Source organism: Pseudomonas sp. RIT-PI-a (assembly GCF_001187875.1).
GTDB classification, from domain to species: domain Bacteria; phylum Pseudomonadota; class Gammaproteobacteria; order Pseudomonadales; family Pseudomonadaceae; genus Aquipseudomonas; species Aquipseudomonas coleopterorum.
In genome coordinates, this window is record NZ_LGIR01000018.1 from 102,225 (window position 1) to 119,882 (window position 17,658).

The 17,658-nt window shown below is 65.0% G+C and carries 14 protein-coding genes; 10 read left to right on the top strand and 4 right to left on the bottom strand.

All coding sequences use genetic code 11. The annotated features are described in order from the left end of the window. Positions 1–6: 6 nt before the first annotated feature. The 3 genes from nirD to AC788_RS13270 form a co-directional block, all read right to left on the bottom strand. The gene (gene nirD / locus AC788_RS13260) at positions 7–369 is read right to left on the bottom strand and encodes a nitrite reductase small subunit NirD (protein WP_049861056.1); all 363 of its coding nucleotides are present in this window, start codon (positions 367–369) and stop codon (positions 7–9) included. After that, entirely contained in the window at positions 369–2,930 is a 2,562-nt protein-coding gene (nirB, locus tag AC788_RS13265; RefSeq protein WP_049861057.1) for a nitrite reductase large subunit NirB, read from the bottom strand. The genes nirD and nirB overlap by 1 nt, the downstream gene beginning before the upstream one ends. Before the next feature lie 304 nt (positions 2,931–3,234). Next, positions 3,235–7,026, bottom strand: a complete 3,792-nt coding sequence (locus AC788_RS13270) for a bifunctional nitrate reductase/sulfite reductase flavoprotein subunit alpha (protein WP_082223671.1) — start codon at positions 7,024–7,026, stop codon at positions 3,235–3,237. 364 nt (positions 7,027–7,390) lie between these two features. Here AC788_RS13270 and AC788_RS13275 point away from each other — a divergent pair, with 364 nt between their 5' ends. Further along, a complete protein-coding gene (locus tag AC788_RS13275) occupies positions 7,391–9,190 on the top strand; it encodes a di-heme-cytochrome C peroxidase (protein ID WP_049861058.1) in 1,800 nt (599 codons plus the stop codon). Beyond that, positions 9,187–10,362, top strand: a complete 1,176-nt coding sequence (locus AC788_RS13280; RefSeq protein WP_049861059.1) for a catalase family protein — start codon at positions 9,187–9,189, stop codon at positions 10,360–10,362. Before AC788_RS13275 ends, AC788_RS13280 begins: the two co-directional genes overlap by 4 nt. Positions 10,363–10,382: 20 nt before the next feature. Here AC788_RS13280 and AC788_RS13285 read toward each other — a convergent pair whose 3' ends face one another. Next, on the bottom strand, positions 10,383–10,868 hold the full coding sequence (locus tag AC788_RS13285) for a TlpA disulfide reductase family protein (RefSeq protein WP_049861060.1): 486 nt from the start codon (positions 10,866–10,868) through the stop codon (positions 10,383–10,385). A 101-nt stretch (positions 10,869–10,969) separates the two neighbouring features. On the opposite strand from AC788_RS13285, the gene arsC reads away from it, so the two are divergent. From arsC to AC788_RS13325, 8 genes are all read left to right on the top strand, one after another. After that, a complete protein-coding gene (arsC, locus tag AC788_RS13290; RefSeq protein ID WP_049861061.1) occupies positions 10,970–11,323 on the top strand; it encodes an arsenate reductase (glutaredoxin) in 354 nt (117 codons plus the stop codon). Beyond that, positions 11,320–11,925, top strand: a complete 606-nt coding sequence (gene wrbA, locus AC788_RS13295; RefSeq protein ID WP_049861062.1) for an NAD(P)H:quinone oxidoreductase — start codon at positions 11,320–11,322, stop codon at positions 11,923–11,925. Before arsC ends, wrbA begins: the two co-directional genes overlap by 4 nt. A gap of 39 nt (positions 11,926–11,964) precedes the next feature. Beyond that, positions 11,965–12,705: a type I pantothenate kinase gene (locus AC788_RS13300; RefSeq protein ID WP_049861063.1), complete on the top strand. Its 741-nt coding sequence runs from the start codon at positions 11,965–11,967 to the stop codon at positions 12,703–12,705. Positions 12,706–12,718: 13 nt separating this feature from the next. Continuing rightward, positions 12,719–13,390 (top strand): DNA-3-methyladenine glycosylase I, encoded by a 672-nt coding sequence (locus AC788_RS13305; protein ID WP_049861064.1) that lies wholly within the window; start codon positions 12,719–12,721, stop codon positions 13,388–13,390. Positions 13,391–13,666: 276 nt separating this feature from the next. After that, positions 13,667–14,731 (top strand): ABC transporter substrate-binding protein, encoded by a 1,065-nt coding sequence (locus tag AC788_RS13310; protein ID WP_049861065.1) that lies wholly within the window; start codon positions 13,667–13,669, stop codon positions 14,729–14,731. Positions 14,732–15,018: 287 nt separating this feature from the next. Next, positions 15,019–15,861, top strand: coding sequence for an ABC transporter permease (locus tag AC788_RS13315; RefSeq protein WP_049861066.1), 843 nt, complete (start codon positions 15,019–15,021; stop codon positions 15,859–15,861). Then, positions 15,848–16,645, top strand: coding sequence for an ABC transporter permease (locus AC788_RS13320; RefSeq protein WP_049861067.1), 798 nt, complete (start codon positions 15,848–15,850; stop codon positions 16,643–16,645). The genes AC788_RS13315 and AC788_RS13320 overlap by 14 nt, the downstream gene beginning before the upstream one ends. Before the next feature lies 1 nt (position 16,646). Further along, positions 16,647–17,636: an ABC transporter ATP-binding protein gene (locus tag AC788_RS13325; protein ID WP_049861068.1), complete on the top strand. Its 990-nt coding sequence runs from the start codon at positions 16,647–16,649 to the stop codon at positions 17,634–17,636. The last annotated feature ends 22 nt before the right edge of the window (positions 17,637–17,658 follow it).

The following is a 17,658-nucleotide window of genomic DNA, read 5'->3' on the forward strand; positions in this document are numbered from 1 at the left end:
ACCTACCTACAACCTGCCAATCTCCACCCGATCCCCATTCAAGCGCACCGGCCAGACCCTGACATGCTGATCCGGCGCTTCCAGACAGCGCCCGTCGCTGAAGCAGTAATGCTGCTTGTACAGCGGCGCCGCCACCACCAACTCCCCCTGCAGGTACCCGACGATTCCACGGCCCAGTACGTTGGCGCCCGAGCGCGGGTCGTGGTTGTCGATGGCGTGCAGTACCCTGCCCTCGCCTGCTTCGGGCAGGTAGAACAATGCGATCTGGTCACCGTCCAGCCACACCACCACACCGGAATTGGCGATCAGGTCCGACCGCTCGCACACTGCTTGCCAAGTCATCGCCTGCACAGCTTCGATTGCCTGCATCACACCACCTCCTCGACCATCGGGATCAACGTCACGACATCGCCCGCATGGGCGGGGCGGCGTTGGCCGCGTTCCTTGACGAACTGCACGCCGGGGTCCGCGCGTTTGTCATTGACGAAGGTGCGGAAGCGCTTGAGCTTTTCCGGATCCTTCAGGGCGTTGGCCCATTCGCATTCATAGTGATCGACCACCCGCTGCATCTGCGCTTCGAGCTCAGCGCCCACGCCCAGGCTGTCTTCCAGGACCACCTGCTTGAGGAATTCCAGGCCGCCTTCCAGATTCTCGCGCCACACCGAGGTGCGCTGCAGCTTGTCGGCGGTGCGGATGTAGAACATCAGCACGCGGTCGATGTAGCGGATCAGTTGCTCGTCATCCAGGTCGGTGGCGAACAGCTCGGCGTGACGCGGCCGCATGCCACCGTTGCCGCAGACGTACAGGTTCCAGCCCTTTTCCGTAGCGATCACGCCGATGTCCTTGCTCTGCGCCTCCGCGCACTCGCGGGTGCAGCCCGATACCGCGAACTTGAGCTTGTGCGGCGAACGCAGGCCCTTGTAGCGGTCCTCGATGCGCAGGGCCATGGCCACGCTGTCTTGCACGCCGTAGCGACACCAGGTGCTGCCCACGCAGGACTTCACGGTGCGGGTCGACTTGCCGTAGGCATGCCCGGTTTCGAAGCCCGCTTCGATCAGTTCGCTCCAGATCTCCGGCAGCTCGTGCAACTGCGCGCCGAACAGGTCGATGCGCTGGCCACCGGTGATCTTGGTGTAGAGGTCGTATTTCTTCGCCACCACGCCGATGGCGATGAGCTTGTCCGGGGTGATCTCACCGCCGGGAATGCGCGGCACCACCGAGTAGGTGCCGTTCTTCTGCATGTTCGCCATGAAGGTGTCATTGGTGTCCTGCAGCGGCACCAGCGAGGGGTCCATGATCGGCTGGTTCCAGCACGAGGCGAGGATATTGCCGACGGTGGGCTTGCACACGTCGCAGCCCACGGCGCCGCGGCCGTGGCGGGCGAGCATGTCCTCGAAGCTGGCGATGCCTTCGACACGGGCCAGCGCGTACAGCTCGGCGCGGGTGTAGGCGAAGTGCTCGCACAGGCTCTTGTCGACCGTCACGCCACGGGCCGTCAGTTCATGCTCGAAGACCTGCTTGAGCAGCGCCGCGCAGCCGCCACAGCCGGTGCAGGCCTTGGTCTGCGACTTGAGCGCCGAGAGATCGCCGCAACCGCCGTCGATGGCGGAACAGATCGCACCTTTGCTGACGTTGTGGCAGGAGCAGATCATGGCCGTGTCGGGCAGCGCGTCGGCGCCGAGAACCGGTGCGCCGTCGGACAGCGGCAGGATCAACGTCGACGGGTCGGCCGGCAGGGCGATGCCGTTCTGCGCGTATTGCAGCAGGGTGTCGTAGTAGCTGTTGTCGCCGACCAGCACGGCGCCGAGAACCCGTTTGCCGCTGGCGTCCACCACCAGGCGCCGGTAGCTGGCGTTGGCTTCGTCGATGAAACGGTAGCTCTTGGCGCCCGGCGTGCTGGCATGGGCGTCGCCGATGGAACCCACGTCGACCCCGAGCAGCTTGAGCTTGGTGGACATGTCGGCACCGCTGAACGCCCCCGGCGCTTCCCCGGCCAATTCGCAGGCGACGTTGCGGGCCATGCTGTAACCGGGCGCTACCAGACCGAAGATGCTGCCGTTCCAAGAGGCGCACTCGCCGATCGCATACACCGCCGGGTCGCTGGTGCGGCAGTGCGGGTCGATGACGATACCGCCACGAGCGGCGATCTCCAGCCCGCTGGCGCGGCCCAGTGCGTCTTGAGGGCGGATACCGGCCGAGAACACGATCAGGTCGGTTTCCAGACACTCGCCGCCGTCGAAATTCATCCGATAGCGATGGGTTTCGCCGGCCTCCACGTTCTGCGTGGCGCGCGAGGTGTGCACGCCTACCCCCAGGGCTTCGATACGCGCGCGCAATGCTGCGCCCCCTTCGCCGTCCAGCTGCACCGGCATCAGCCGCGGGGCGAACTCGACCACATGCGCTTCCAGCCCCAGCGACTTCAAGGCGTTGGCCGCTTCCAGGCCCAGCAGCCCGCCGCCGACCACCACACCACGGCGCGCCCCGGCTGCCGCGGCGCGGATCGCGTCCAGATCATCCAGGGTGCGGTAAACCAGTCGCGCGTTGCCCTCACAGCCTGGAATCGGCGGCACGAACGGGAACGAACCGGTGGCCAGCACCAGCACGTCGTAGGCATGCCGCCCGTTGGCGGTGACCACTTCTCGGGCCTGACGGTCGATCTCGATCACCGGCTGGCCCAGGTGCAGGGTGACGCCGTGCCTGCCGTACAACTGGGCGTCGCCCAAGGCCAGGGTTTCAGCACACGAGCCGCCGAAGTATTCGGACAGGTGCACCCGGTCATACGCCCGCTGCCGCTCTTCGCCGAAGACGTGGATCTCGTAGCGATCGACCGCGTTGCGCTCGATCAACTGCTCGACACAGTGATGCCCCACCATGCCGTTGCCGACCACGATGAGTTTCTGCCGGGGCTTGAGGTTCACGAGCGCGTTCATGGGTATCTCCTGGCACGTTGCGGTGTCTTGACCATCGGGCAAAAAAAAACGCCTGGAGCGAATGCTCCAGGCGCCTTTGCCTGATCGTCGAAATGAGGGTGTCCGGTGGGGTGATCGTCGTTGAGCACCGGGGACTTGTCAGGGTGGAAGCAGGTTGCGTGCCAGGGTTTGTCTGGGGAGTGTCAGTTGGGGCCTCTTCGCGGGCAGAGCCCGCTCCCACAAGGATTTCAGTGTGGGAGCGGGCTCTGCCCGCGAAGAGGCCCTCCCTGATACAAAGCCCCACCCCAGTGCACACCGCACCCTTTCAGTACACATCCCGCACATAACGCCGATCCCGGCTCAACTGCGCCAAGTAAGCCTCGGCCTGCTGCGTGCTCATGGCGCCGTGTTCCGCCACCACGTCGCGCAGCACTGTGTCGACATCCTTGGCCATGCGGCTGGCATCGCCGCAGACATAGAAATGCCCGCCCTGCTGCAACCATTGCCACACCTGGGCGCCCTGCTGGCGCAGGCGGTCCTGGACGTAGATCTTTTCTGCCTGGTCACGGGAGAACGCCGTATCCAGCCGGTGCAGATGCCCGCTGCGCAGCCAGGCGTGCAGTTCGTCGCGGTAGTAGAAGTCGCTGTGTTCGCGTTGCTCGCCGAACAACAGCCAGTTGCGCCCGTGATGACCCAGCGCCTGGCGCTCGTGAAGGAAGGCGCGAAACGGCGCTATGCCGGTGCCCGGGCCGACCATGATCATCGGCGTATCGGCCTGGCTGGGCACGCGGAACTGACGGGTCTTTTGAACGAAGATCGGCACCAGCGCCGCTGCCGAGCGATCGGCCAGGAAGCCCGAGCAGACGCCACTGCGCACGCGCTCGTTGCACTGGTAACGCACGGTCGACAAGGTGATGTGTACCTGATGCGGGTCGGTGCGGGCGCTGGAGCTGATGGAGTACAGCCGCGGCTGCAAGGGCTTGAGCAGGCCGAGCAGTTCCTGGGTGGTCAGCGTCACCGGAAAGGCTTCGAGCAGGTCGATCAGTTGCCGCCCCCACAACCACTGCTGCAGTTGGCCTGCATTGTCCGGTTCGAGCAACGAGACCAACAACGGATCAGCGCAGCGCTCGCTCAGAAATGCCAGCCACTGCGGCGTGATGCGCGTGATGTCCAGATGCTTGTGCAAAGCCACCGCCAGCGGCTGCTCGCCGTGCCCCTTGAGCAGTACCCGCTCGCTGCTGTCCAGGCCGAGGCAGGCCAGCAGTTCCTCGACCAGGCTCATGCAGTTGCTCGGCCATACGCCAAGGGCATCGCCCGCTTCATAGACCAGGCCGCTGTCCTTCAAGTCGAACACCACATGGCGCACTTCCTTCTCGGTGCCAGCGGCGTTGAGCACCTGATTGTGCAGGACCCGCGCCAGCCAGGGTCGCTGACGGGTATACAACGCAGCTTCTGCCGCAACCGAACCGGCCACCGATTCAGCCACTGAACTGGACGCGGGTCCGGCAAGCAGCAGACTGGCGTCCTGTATCCAGCGCTCGGCAGGTGCCTGATCGTCAGGCTCGCACTCGACGCGTTCGAGCAGACGCTCACCGCCCAATTGGGTCAGCCGCTCGTCCAGCTTGCGGGCGAAGCCGCAGAACTGTGCGTAACTGGAGTCGCCCAGCGCCAGCACGGCATAGCGCAGGTCTGCACAGGGCTCGGTCTGCGTGGCCTGCAACTGGGCCCACAGGCGCGTGGCATTGTCCGGTGCATCGCCATCGCCGAAGGTGCTGGTGATCAGCAACAGGTCACGGGCGGCGAGCAGCTCGGCCGGGGTGATCTCGTGCAGGCCACGCAGAGCGACCGATGCGCCACGCTCGCGCAGGGTCTGCGCGCAGCGTTCGGCGATGGCCTGCGCGGTGCCGGTCTGCGAAGCCCAGAGCACCTGGATGGCCACCTGCCCGTCGCTTGCCGCGACACCGTCAGGCGCGTCGGCATCGAGGTTCTGCAGGGCGATTTTCGGCGAGCCGACGCGTTGCAGCGCCACGGCGGCGAACTTGAACGCCGGCTGGTGCGACAGCGGATCGGTGGCGTCGCTGGTCACGGCATTGATCGCCAGATCGCTGCCGTACACGTCGTTCCAGTGAAACGGCGCGAAGCAATTGCCCGGCCGTACCCGGTCGCTGAGACGGGCCGGCAATACCGCTTGGCCGCGCCGCGAGCGGACCTGCACCTGATCGGCCTCGCCGATGCCCAGACGCTCGGCGTCGTCGGGATGAAGCTCGATGAACGGCCCAGGGTCGAGCCGGTTCAAGGTGGCGACCTTGCCGGTCTTGGTCAGCGTGTGCCACTGATGCTGCAAGCGACCGGTGTTGAGCACCATGGCGAACTCGGCGTCGGGCTGATCGGCCCCTTGCAGGTGCGGACGGGCGAAGAACCGAGCACGACCGCTGGCGGTGGGAAAGCGCACACCTGCCTCGGTGAGGTAGCGAATCGGGCTGCGCACACCCTCCTGCCCTGGCAGCGCGGGCCATTGGCGTGGCTGCTGGCGCAGTTGCGCGTAGCTGGCGCCGCGGATGTCGTAACCGCTCTGCGGGTTGTCGAAGCGTTGCAGCTCTTCATAGACCTGCTCGGCGCTGGTGTAGTCGAAGCCCTCGGCGAAGCCCATGGCGCAGGCGATCCTGGCGATGATCTGCCAGTCCGGCAGGGCTTGCCCCGGTGCGTCGACGGCCTTGCGCATCAGGGTCATGTTGCGCTCGGAGTTGATCATCACCCCTTCGGCCTCGGCCCACAGCGCGGCGGGCAGCAGCACGTCGGCATAGCGGTTGGTCTCGGTGTCGAGAAAGGCATCCTGGGTGATTACCAGCTCTGCGGCCTGCAGGCCATCGATGACCTGCTGGCGATTGGCGACACTGGCCACCGGGTTGGTGCAGATGATCCAGCACGCCTTGATCGCGCCCTCGCCCATCTGCCGAAACAGGTCGACGGTGCCGGCGTTGCCTTCTTCACGCAAGCTGCCGGGGGCAATGCCCCAGAGTGTTTCGACGTAGGCCCGATCGGCCGCCACCAGCAGCGAACGCTGGCCCGGCAGGCCTGGGCCCATGTAGCCCATTTCGCGCCCGCCCATCGCGTTGGGCTGGCCGGTCAGGGAGAACGGTCCGCTGCCCGGACGGCAGAGGGCGCCGGTGGCCAAGTGCAGGTTGCACAGCGCGTTGGTGTTCCACGTGCCGTGGATGCTCTGGTTCAGCCCCATGGTCCAGCAACTCATCCAGTTGGCCGCGCCACCGATCCACTGCGCGGTCTGACGGATCGCCTGTTCGTCGAGGCCGGTGATCTCGGCGACTCGGGCTGGCGTGTAATCGGCCAGAAAAGCCGGCATGTCCTCCCAGCCTTCGGTGTGCGCGGCGATGAACGCCGGGTCGGTCGCGCCGTTGGCGTGCAGCAGGTGCAGCAGGCCGTTGAGCAGCGCCAGGTCGGTGCCCGGCTCGATCTGCAGGAACAGGTCGGCCTTGTCGGCAGTGGCGTTGCGCCGTGGGTCGACGACGATCAGTCTGGCGCCGGCCTTGAGGCGATCGAGCAGGCGCAGGAACAAAATCGGATGACAGTCGGCCATGTTCGCGCCGATCACCAGAAACACCTCGGCCTGATCGAAATCATCGTACGAGCCGGGCGGGCCATCGGCGCCCAACGACAGCTTGTAGCCACTGCCAGCGCTGGCCATGCACAGCCGCGAGTTGGATTCGATATGCCGCGTGCGCACGTAGCCCTTGGCAAGCTTGTTGACCAGGTACTGGGCTTCCAGCGACATCTGCCCGGAAACGTAGAAGGCCAGGGCATCGGGGCCATGCTCATCGAGGACCTGCCGCAAGCGGCTGCCGGCTGCCGCGATGGCGGCGTCCATGTTCGACCGTACCGGCTCGTGGTCACGGTTCTCGCGCAGGTAGGCGTGCTGCATGCGCCCCGGATCGCTCAGCGGCTGGGCGCAGGTGCTGCCCTTGGTGCACAGGCGTCCGGCGTTGGCCGGATGCAGCTTGTCGCCGCTGACCTTGACCACGCGGCCGCTCTCGACAGTCATGACGATACCGCAGCCGACGCCGCAGTAGGGGCACACGCTACGCACTGAAGTGGCGGTCATCGACCCTCCTCGCTGCTGGCGACAAAAACAAAAACGGCGCCAGCTGCCTGCGCTCATCAGAGCGGGCAGCACGGCACCGTTGTCGTGTGGGAGGCAATCGGCATCGATTGCATTGTGTAGTGCGCAGGCTTGCAATCCATGCGCCACAATCACCTGAACCGTAGCGAAGAAAGGAAGGAGCCGGTCGCAGGTCCGGCGTATCGACCGCGACCTGCACCCTTTATGTGCGTCGCGCACCACCGGCTGGCACCGATGCGACGGGCGCCTGCGCTCTATGGAAAGATTGCCGGGACTAGACTAAAGGCCAGTTGCCATCACTGGGTTTTTCAGGCATAAAGCCGCGCTTATCACAAGGACCGTGCCCATGCGCTTGCTCATTCGAGGCGTGATGATCGTGCTGGTGGCCGCGCTGTTGGCCGTCGCCGTCATCGCCTACTACATCGCCTACCCCAACCTGCCGGCCTACAGCCCTGCGCGCGACCTGCACTACCTGCAGGACTGGAGCGACGCCGACCGCGACACCTACTACTTCACCCCCCAGGGGACCCAGGTCAAGGGCCTGCACTACGACTGGTTCGTCAACCTGGAACAGCCGTTTTCCACGCAGCGTTTCGCGGCGCCGGAAAACCTCGGCCGTTTCGGCTTCCTGATCGAACCGGGCCACGCCCAGAATCCGCACGACTTGCCCATAGGCTTCACCCGGCACCCCGGCGAAAACGGCGACACGCAGTTTCTCGACATCAGCTGCGCCGCCTGCCACACCGGTGAGTTGCGCTTCAACGGTACGGCGCTGCGGGTAGACGGCGGCACCGCGCAGCACGTGCTACCCGCCACGGTGCCGACCCTGCGCGGCGGCGACTTCGGCCAGGCCCTGGCGGCGAGCATGGCGGCCACCTACTACAATCCCTGGAAGTTCAAGCGCTTCGCCCTGGCGGTGCTCGGCGAGCAAGGCTACGAGGCCGGGCACGACGCCCTGCGTGCAGCGCTCAAGGCCTCGCTGAACAGCATCCTGCACACCGCCTGGAACGACACCCATCGCGGCCTGTACCCCGTCCAGGAAGGGCCCGGCCGCGCCGATGCGTTTGGCCGCATCGCCAACGCCACCTTCGGCGACGCCATCAGTGCCGACAACTATCGCGTCGCCAACGCGCCGGTCGACTATCCACACTTGTGGGACATCTGGACCTTCGACTGGGTGCAGTGGAACGGTTCGGCCCAGCAGCCGATGGCGCGCAACATCGGTGAGGCGCTGGGCGTGGGGGCGACCCTGGAGTTCTTCGACGCCCACGGCCAGCCCCTGATGGGCGACGAACGCTACCCCTCGAGCGTGCGGGTCATGGACCTGTACCGCATCGAACAAGCCGTGGAGCGTCTGCCCGCGCCGCAGTGGCCCGAAGCGGTGCTGGGCCAGGTCGATCTGACCCGTGCCGCCCAGGGCCGGCAGCTGTTCCAGGAAAACTGCGCGGCCTGCCACGTGCCCCCGGTGGACCACAGCGGACCGCGCCCCGTGGCCAAGCTGCAGATGCGCTCGGTCGACTACATGGGCACCGACCCTACCGCTGCCAACAACATCGCCGATCATCGTTTCGATGTCAGCGCGCTGAACTGGGACGTGCAGGCCCTCAAGACCATGAACGTGCAGTTGGAAGACCCCAACGAGCCGCTCGACCTCAAGCACATTTCCGTGGCCAAGGCACTGGCCTACGTCACTGCCTTCGTCGAGGCGCGGGCCTACCGCCAGGCCGGCATCGGCCCGCAGGAACAGGCACGGCTCAACGGCTTCGGCATGGACATCGGCGTGCGTGAACTGCGCGCGTACAAGGCCCGGCCCCTGGCCGGCGTCTGGGCCACCCCGCCGTTCCTGCACAACGGTTCGGTGCCCAGCCTCTATCAACTGCTGTCGCCTCAGGACGAGCGCTCGGTGACCTTCTACCGTGGCAACCTGGAATACGACCCGGCGCACCTGGGTTATCGCAGCGAAGCCTTCCCCGGCGGCTTTCTCTACGACACGCGCCTGACCGGCAACGCCAACAGCGGCCATGAATTCCGCGACGGCCCGCTGGGTGCTGGGGTAATCGGTCGCCTGCTGCAGCCCGAGGAGCGTTGGGCGCTGCTCGAATACCTCAAGGTCCTGGGTGGACCACTGGAGAAACGACTGCCATGAACAACCGTCCCTCGATCGATTCGACGCCGCCCGGCCCCATCGGCCGCTTCTGGCTGCGTCTGGGTACCTGGCTGTTCAAGACGGTGCTGGGGCTGATTGCCCTGGGCCTGCTGGGCTGGCTGCTGGCCACGCTGTGGTACGCCTGGACGTTCTCCGGACCGGTCTCGGCCCAGGAGCAGATCCCCGCCGGCGAAGCGGCAATGACCCAGGACATCATCCAGACCGCCATCCGCATCGTCGACCAGCACCGCGAACCCACCCGCTACCTGCGCGACGCCCACGCCAAGGCGCATGGCTGCGTGCAAGCGCAGGTCAGCGTGGCCACCGATCTGGATCCGGCACTGCGCCAGGGTGTGTTCAGCGAACCGGGCAAGACCTGGCAAGCCTGGATGCGGCTGTCCAACGGCAACGCCTATCCGCAGTTCGACAACATGAAGGACGCACGCGGCATGGCCATCAAGCTGCTGGGCGTGCCCGGCGATCAGCTGCTGCCCAGCCAGCGGGGACGCGGCGAGCAGGATTTCGTCATGTTCAACCATGCCAACTTCTTCGTCAGCGACGTGGCCGAGTATCGCCAGAACGTGGCGGCCCAGGCCGACGGCAAGAAGGTGATGGCCTTTCTGCCAGGCTGGGATCCGCGCCAATGGCAGGTGCGGCACCTGTTCATCGCCCTGGCGACCTTGTCCGAAGCACCGCCCAGCCCGCTGCTGACCACCTACTTTTCCGTGTCGCCGTACAAGTTCGGCAACCTCAACGCCAAGTTCCGCGTCACCCCGGAAGCGGGAACATGCCCGGCCTATACGCCACCGGCGCAGAATCGCGACGTGCCCAACTTCCTGCGCTCGGCGTTGTACCAGCAGCTGTCCACCGATCGTCAGCCGGCCTGCTTCGCCCTGCAGATCCAGACACAGGACGCCACGCGCTACATGCCCATCGAAGACACCAGCGTGCGATGGAAGGAAAGCGACGCGCCCTTCCAGACCGTGGCCCACATCCAGGTGCCGGCTCAGGATTTCGACACACCCAAGCAGAACCTGATGTGCGACAACCTCAGTTTCAGCCCCTGGCACGGGATCGAGGCGCATCGCCCCATCGGCGGCATCAATCGCCTACGCAAGGCAGTGTACGAGGCGGTCAGCGCCTATCGTCTGGAACGCAATGGCGTCAGGTGAGCACGGTCCTGGAGCGCAACTCAGTTGCCGTTGCCCTGCAAGGCCGCCAGACGCGCCTTGATGCCAGCGGCGGTCTGCTCGCCCATCAATTGCTCGCGCAGCTTGCCCTGGTCATCGATGATGTAGGTGACCGGCAACCCCTGGCTGCGCGGCAGGGCGAAACGCGGCGCCGGGTCCTGGGCCAGTACCGGGAAATCGATCCCCAGCGTCTGGGCGGCGGCGCTCAATTCCTCACCCTGGAGGTTGTCGAAGTTCACCCCAAGCACCCGTACGCCCTGCCCTTGCAGGCTCTGCGAAAGGGCATTGAGTTCGGGAATCTCGCGGCGGCAGGGTCCGCACCACACCGCCCAGTAGTTGACCACCAGCCAGTGCTTGTCCAGCGTCTTGGCGCTGACCGGGTTGCCATGCTGATCAGGGCCGTAGTCACCCCCACAACCACCCAGCAGCGCGACCGCCAACAGCAGGCCCGCCAACGGTGCGAAGCGGGCCTTGATACGCCATTTCATGGATCTACCCTTCCTCATTCCTGCAGCTATGCGAAAAAGGCGACCGATCATCGCCACGTGGTTAGAATACCCGCCACTGGATGCCGGAGGCGACTTTTCCCATGACCGATCTGACCCTTTACCATAACCCGCGCTGCTCCAAATCCCGCGCGGCGTTGGAGCTTCTGCAAGCCCGTGGGCTCGAGCCCGTCATCGTGCGCTACCTGGAAACGCCTCCCGATGCCGCCACCCTGCACACGCTGCTGGGCAAGCTGGGCATCAGTGCCAGGGCACTGTTGCGCACCGGTGAAGAAGAATACAAAACCCTGGACCTGGCCGACGCCACCCTGGGCGAGGAACACCTGGTGCAAGCCATGGCCGCGCATCCCAAGCTGATCGAGCGGCCCATTCTGGTCAACGGCGAACGCGCGGTGATCGGCCGGCCACCGGAAAACGTACTGGAGATCATTGCGTGAACACACCCTACATCCTGGTGCTCTATTACAGCCGCCATGGCGCCACCGCCGAGATGGCCCGCCAGATCGCCCGCGGCGTCGAAGCCAGTGGGCTGGAAGCGCGCCTGCGCTGCGTGCCGGCGGTTTCGACCGAGTGCGAAGCCGTGTCACCGTCGATCCCCGAGCAGGGCGTGGTCTACGCCAGCCTCGACGACCTGAAGAACTGCGCCGGCCTGGCCCTGGGCAGCCCGACGCGCTTCGGCAACATGGCCGCGCCGCTCAAGTACTTCCTCGACGGCACCAGCAGCCTGTGGCTCAGCGGCGACCTGGTCGGCAAGCCGGCCGGAGTGTTCACGTCCACCGCCAGCCTGCACGGCGGTCAGGAAACCACCCTGTTGTCGATGCTTCTGCCCCTGCTGCACCACGGCATGCTCATCACCGGGTTGCCCTACAGCGAGTCGGCCCTGGTGGAAACCCAGGGCGGCGGCACCCCCTACGGTGCCAGCCACCATGCCGGTGCCGATGGCAAGCGCGTGCTCGACGAGCACGAGAAAACCCTGTGTCGGGCACTGGGCAAACGCCTGGGCCAGACCGCACAGCTGCTGAGCACTGCGCGTGGCTAAGTCCGATCGTAGAGTGCATCGCACGATGGCGGGCCACGCTTGAGCATCCACGCCTACACCAAGTACCCCGCCATGGCGTTCGGCGACGAGTCGCCGCTGGCCTGGATCAGCGAACACATCCGCGAGCACTATCAAGGCCATCGGCACACCTTCGTGGTGGCTATCGCCGGCAGCGTCGCCGTGGGCAAGAGCACCCTGTCCACGCTGCTCAAGGAACGGTTCGAGGGCTGGCCGGAAGCACCGCGGGTCGAGGTGGTCAGCACCGATGGATTCCTGTATCCCAACCGGATCCTGGAGGAGCGTCAGTTGATGCCGCGCAAGGGCTTCCCGGAGAGCTACCGCACCGACGACCTGAAGGCCTTCCTGCATGATCTCAGGCAGGGCGTTCGTGGTTTGCAGGTCCCGGTCTATTCCCAGGCGATCAAGGACATCGACGAGCACTTCCACCTGATCGACCAGCCGGACATCCTGATTCTGGAGGGGCTGAACATCCTCCAACTGGACCACGCCCACGACTTCTCCATCTACCTGGATGCCCCTACCGCCGACATTCGTCACTGGTACATGGAACGCTTCATGAGCCTGACCACTCTATCGGGCGACGCTGCACAGGCGCGCGCCGACTATTTGTGGGAAGAGGTCAACCTGAAGAACCTCACGGAAAACATCCTGGTGACCCGCGATCGGGCGCAGATGGTTCTGCACAAGGCACCGGACCACCGCATCGACGAGGTCTGGCTGCGCGAAGGCGACCTGCCCGTGCATTCATCCAGCAGTTGAGGACACCGGTTCCATGCAAGACTACAAGTGGCTGAACGAGTACTGCCTTAATCGCTTCGGCTCGCAGAAAGCGCTGGAGGCGCGTCTGCCCACGGCCAAGTCGCCGACGCAACTGCGCAAGATCAGCGCCGACCGCTACCTGTCGACCATGGCCCTGCGGGTCTTTCGGGCGGGCCTCAAGCACAGCCTGGTCGACTCGAAGTGGCCTGCCTTCGAAGAAGTGTTCTTCGGCTTCGACCCGGAGAAGATCGTGCTCATGGGCGCCGAGCGCCTGGAACGGCTGATGCAGGACACCCGCATCATTCGCCATTTCGGCAAGCTCAAGAGCGTCCCGCGCAACGCCCAGATGATTCTCGACGTGGCCATGGAACACGGCAGTTTCGGTGATTTCATCGCCGACTGGCCGGTGGAAGACATCACCGGCTTGTGGCAGTACATCGCCAAGCACGGCAACCAGATGGGTGGGCTGTCGGCGCCGCGTTTCCTGCGCATGATCGGCAAGGACACTTTCATTCCCAGCTGGGACGTGGTGGCCGCGCTGAACGCCCAGGAGATCGTCGACAAGGTGCCCAGCTCCAAGCGCGATCAGGCGGCCGTGCAGGCCGCATTCAACCAATGGCATGCCGAAAGCGGCCGGCCGATGTGTCAGCTGTCGGCGATGCTGGCCTTTACCGTGAACCACTGATCCCCCTGCGCCTTGCGGGGCCCGCTTGGCGGCCCTGCCCGGCTAGCGCTCCGTACATCCCTGCTTGCAACTGCCCTCGCGCCGTATCGATCGAAACGGCAAATCTCGTCTACGCTTGATTTCCAGGGGCCTGACAGCCCTGAGCATGCCTGCGGCCGACGCGCTCGACGTCAAAATGTCACGCGCGTCTCCTACGTTGGCTCGGGTATTGCTGATCCTGATCAATCCAATCGTCGACAGTCCCCTCGTTTCGATAGGCGCCCATAGGAGCACCGGATGAAAAAGCTTTTCCTGGCCACACTGTTAGGTTCGAGCATCGCGTTGTGCAACCTGGCTTCGGCCGCGGATACCGATCTGCAAACCCTGGAAGCCGCGGCCAAGACCGAAGGCACGGTCAACAGCGTCGGCATGCCCGATGCCTGGGCCAACTGGAAGGGTACCTGGGAAGACCTGGCCAACAAGTACGGCCTCAAGCACATGGACACCGACATGAGCTCGGCCCAGGAAGTGGCCAAGTTCGCCGCCGAGAAGGACAACGCCAGTGCCGATATCGGCGATGTCGGTGCAGCGTTCGGCCCCATTGCCACCAAACAGGGCGTGACCCAGCCGTACAAGCCTTCCACCTGGGCGCAGATCCCCGACTGGGCCAAGGACGCCGATGGCCACTGGATGCTGGCCTACACCGGCACCATCGCGTTCATCATCAACAAGCAACTGGTCAAAGCCGAAGACGCGCCCAAAAGCTGGGCGGATCTGAAGAACGGCAAGTACAAGGTGGCGATCGGCGACGTCAGCACAGCAGCCCAGGCGGCCAACGGCGTACTCGCCGCGGCCATCGCGTTCAAGGGCGACGAGAGCAACCTGGCCCCTGGCCTGCAACTGTTCACCGAACTGGCGCAACAGAAGCGCCTGTCGCTGGCCAATCCGACCATCCAGACCCTGGAAAAAGGCGAGATCGAGGTGGGTGTGGTCTGGGACTTCAACGGCCTGAGCTACCGCGATCAGATCGATCCGAAACGCTTCGACGTGTTGATCCCCTCGGATGGCTCGGTGATTTCCGGCTACACCACCATCATCAACAAGTACGCCAAGCACCCGAATGCAGCCAAGCTGGCGCGTGAGTACATCCTCAGCGATGCCGGCCAGATCAACCTGGCGCGCGGCTACGCGCGGCCGATCCGGGCCGACCACATCAAGCTGCCGGAAGATGTCGCGGCCAAGCTGCTGCCGGCCGAGCAGTACCGCAACGTCACGCCGATCAAGAACCCGGACGTGTGGGAAGCCAGCGCCAAGGCCCTGCCCCAGCAGTGGCAGGAACAGGTCATCTTCGAGATGCAGTGATTGCCTGAGGTGCATCAGGTAGGGCCCCTTCGCGGGCAGAGACCCGCTCCCACAGAGACTCGGACTGCGCCTATGTGGGAGCGGGTCTCTGCCCGCGAAGAACCCACCACCACCCCTCCTGACACCCCGCAACCCCGGAGCCCTCCAGCAGTGATCACCCCCACCCGCGGCAGAACCCTGGCCCTCCCACAGGAGCAGAAGCGTCACTCCTTGTGGGAGCGGGTCTCTGCCCGCGAAGCAGCCACCACCAACCCCCTGATACCCCGCAACCCCGGAGCCCTCCAGCAGTGACCACCCCCACCCGCGGCAGAACCCTGGCCCTGCTCCTGCTGGCGCCCTTCGCCCTGTTCTTCATCGTCTTCCAGATCGCCCCCCTCGCCTGGGTGGCCATCCACAGCGTGCAAACCGATGCCGGTTGGAGCCTGGACAATTTCAGCAAGGCTTTCGGCTCGCGCTTCTACCGCCAGGCCATCCAGTTCAGCCTGGAAATCAGTTTCTGGTCGAGCCTGTTCGGCATCGTCATCGCCGTCATCGGTGCCTACTCCCTGCGCCGGGTCGACTCGCGGCTGCGGGATTTCGTCAGCGCCTTCGCCAACATGACCAGCAACTTCTCCGGCGTACCGCTGGCCTTCGCCTTCATCATCCTGCTGGGCTTCAACGGCGCGATCACCCTGGCACTCAAGCAGAGCGGCCTGATCGACGATTTCAATCTCTACTCCAAGACCGGCCTGATCATCACCTACACCTATTTCCAGATCCCGCTGGGCGTCCTGCTGCTGTACCCCGCCTTCGACGCCTTGCGCGAAGACTGGCGCGAGTCCGCCGCCCTGCTCGGCGCCAACGGCTGGGCCTACTGGCGCTACATCGGCCTGCCGGTGCTGACCCCGGCGCTGCTGGGTACCTTCGTCATCCTCCTGGCCAATGCCCTGGGCGCGTATGCCACGGTGTATGCCCTGACCACCGGCAATTTCAACGTGCTGCCGATCCGCATCGCCGCCATGGTGGCCGGCGACATCAGCCTGGACCCCAACCTGGCCAGCGCCCTGGCGATGATTCTGGTGGGGCTGATGACCCTGGTCACCCTGGCCCATCAATGGCTGCTGCGCAGGAGCTACCATGTCGCGCGCTGAACACAACGCCCCCGGCCTCTACCACAGAGTCGTGGTGTGGCTGCTGTTCCTGATCCTGCTGCTGCCCTTGGCCGGCACCCTGCTGTATTCGTTGGCCACCAGTTGGTCGGCGTCGATCCTGCCCAGCGGCCTGACCTTCAAATGGTATTTGCAACTGTGGGGCGATCCGCGGTTCCTGCAGGCCTTCGGTCAATCGCTGGTGGTCTGCGTGGGCGCGCTGGTGCTGTCGGTGCTGCTGATCCTGCCGCTGCTGTTCGCCGTGCACTACCACTTCCCCAGGCTGGATGCGCTGATGAACATCCTCATCCTGCTGCCCTTCGCCGTGCCGCCCGTGGTGTCGTCCGTGGGCCTGTTGAACCTGTACGGCTCGGGACCGCTGGCCATGGTCGGCACGCCGTGGATCCTGATCGGCTGCTACTTCACCGTGGCCCTGCCCTTCATGTACCGAGCCATCACCAACAACCTGCAGGCGATCAACCTGCGCGATCTGATGGACGCTGCCCAGTTGCTGGGCGCCAGCACCTTCCAGGCAGCGTTTCTGGTAGTGCTGCCCAACCTGCGCAAGGGCCTGATGATCGCCCTGCTGCTGTCGTTCTCGTTCCTGTTCGGCGAGTTCGTGTTCGCCAACCTGCTGGTCGGCACCCGCTACGAAACCCTGCAGGTTTATTTGAACAACATGCGCAACAGCAGCGGCCACTTCAACAGCGCGCTGGTGATTTCCTATTTCTTCTTCGTGTTGCTGCTCACCTGGGGTGCGAACCGCTTGAACAAGGACAAAGACTGATATGAGCTTCGTCAGCGTCGAAAGACTGGATAAGCGCTACGGCAACACCGAAGTCTTCAGCGATATCGGCTTCACCATCGAACGGGGCGAATTCATCACCCTGCTCGGGCCGTCCGGTTGCGGCAAGTCGACCCTGCTGCGGGCGATCGCCGGACTGACGCCGATCAACGGCGGGCGCATCCTGCTCGATGGCCAGGACCTCGCCCCGCTCGGTCCGCAGAAGCGCGACATCGGCATGGTCTTCCAGAGCTATGCGCTGTTTCCCAACATGAACGTGGAACAGAACGTTGCGTTCGGCTTGCGCATGCAGAAGGTCAAGGGCGCCGAAAGCACCCGCCGCGTGGCCGAAGTGCTGGCGCTGGTGGAACTGGACGAGTTCGCCAAGCGTTACCCCCATCAATTGTCCGGCGGACAGTGCCAGCGGGTCGCCCTCGCCCGCTCGCTGGTCACCCGGCCGCGTCTGCTGCTGCTCGACGAGCCCCTGTCGGCGCTGGATGCACGCATCCGCAAGCACCTGCGCGAACAGATCCGGCAGATCCAGCGCGAACTCGGGCTGACTACGATTTTCGTCACCCACGATCAGGAAGAGGCGCTGACCATGAGCGACCGCATCTTCCTGATGAACAAGGGCCGCATCATCCAGAGCGGCGACGCGCAAAGCCTGTACACGGCACCGGCGGACGCCTTCGCCGCCGGTTTCATCGGCAACTACAACCTGCTCGATGCCGCCCAGGCCAGTGCCCTGTTGCAGCGACCGATCCATACCCGGGTGGCGATTCGTCCGGAAGCCATCGAGCTGGGTCCGAGCGGCACGCTGGAGGGCGAAATCCGCAGCCACAGCCTGCTGGGCAACGTGATCCGCTACCGCGTGCAGGCCCATGGCGTACTGCTGGTGGTGGATGTGCTCAACCGCACCGCCGCCGACCTGCTGCCCGACGGCCAGCGGGTGTCCCTGACGATTGGGCCGGATGCGCTTTGTGCGGTAGCCTGAGCACCTTTCCAAGGGAGGTTTC